Below are 1179 nucleotides of genomic sequence, written 5' to 3' on the forward strand. Positions count from 1 at the left end.
TTGGCCTGCTTTTTAAAAGACGAAAGGAGCTTATTCTGGTTTTCCAGTTCCTCTAATTGGCCTTTAAGCTTATTTGCCTCTTGCCTGAAGGCATCCAGGGAAGCCGAGGATTTTTTAACATCCCTGGACAGTAAATCCTTTGCTTTCAGTATTAAGCGAATAGCGGATTGTTTGATATTGGCCATAGTCTTTTATCAAAAAAAAGCCCCTGCTCTTTTAAGGAGTCAGGGGCTAAATTGCAGGAAGCAAACGGGGGTTACTGCGCCAGATCAATCTGCATAAAGGTACTCAGGCCGGAGCCCTCAATGGTACTGTCTGCCAGTACATCCAGTTCCAGTGCGATAGCGGCAAAGTCGTCCGAAATAAAATCAAGGTTCTGAACAGGGGAGAACTTCACCCGATGAACCCGGATATTAAACGGCTTGCCATCCTGTGCATCGTTGAGACCTTCCATAAACAGGACAAACTCTTTGCCCGATTCAATAAGCGCCTGAACCATATTGGTAGCCAGTGGGGTATAGCTCACTTTCACTCCCAGGTTATCAATGCCGCCACCGCCAATCACCTTGATACCGGATTTGGTCAATTCATAATCATCCCCGGCTGTCAGTACGGTATCCAGATTATCTTTAACCGTAACCGACTGCGACAGATCGGGAAGCTTGTCAAAGGGAACAAGCTCGTCAGCAACGCCAAAGCTGGTATGAAGTTCATCTGTGACCACAGTCGTTGAGCCAGCGGCCACAGAGCCACGCAGCGCCATGGACAAGTTTGCAGCGGTAAAGTCATGAGCCGTGAGGCTGGCCGAGATAGAGGATATCCGACTGATGGTATTGCGATTACCACCGCCGCCGAGATAGTTTTTCAGCTCCTTTTTATCTTCCTCGAAACTGAATTGAAACTGGCTGACGTTGCCAACCGGCAGCAGGGGAGCGGAATCATCAGCGGGTTTGATGTAGATGCTTCCGGCACCGATAAAGCTACGATCCATTGTAGACATTGGTTATCTCCTTATCAGGAAGGTGGGTTTAAAGGATGACTTCGATCTGCAGTTGCAGGTCAGCAAACGATAAGTGTGCATTGCTTGGGGCAATATCAAACTGGGTTTCACTGAAGCTGATATGTCGGGCTTCCGGAGTGAAGCGTTGGCCGGTAGTAAATAACTCTCGAATGGAGCGG

2 protein-coding genes are annotated in these 1179 nt (G+C 48.4%); both read right to left on the reverse strand.

Annotation, left to right across the window (positions count from 1 at the left end):
* Positions 1 to 185: hypothetical protein (locus tag J7439_RS25505; protein ID WP_209204864.1), on the reverse strand; the 185-nt coding region annotated here is incomplete at its 3' end.
* 71 nt (positions 186 to 256) lie between these two features.
* Positions 257 to 1000 (reverse strand): phage tail tube protein, encoded by a 744-nt coding sequence (locus J7439_RS25510; protein WP_209204865.1) that lies wholly within the window; start codon positions 998 to 1000, stop codon positions 257 to 259.
* Positions 1001 to 1179 lie beyond the last annotated feature (179 nt).

It is taken from the genome of Salinisphaera sp. G21_0 (assembly GCF_017744115.1).
Classification (GTDB): domain Bacteria; phylum Pseudomonadota; class Gammaproteobacteria; order Pseudomonadales; family Endozoicomonadaceae; genus Endozoicomonas.

What these genes read in the sequence shown, in the direction of transcription:
- J7439_RS25510 (WP_209204865.1), bottom strand. Translation starts at nt 1,000, where the DNA reads ATGTCTACAATGGATCGTAGCTTTATCGGTGCCGGAAGCATCTACATC.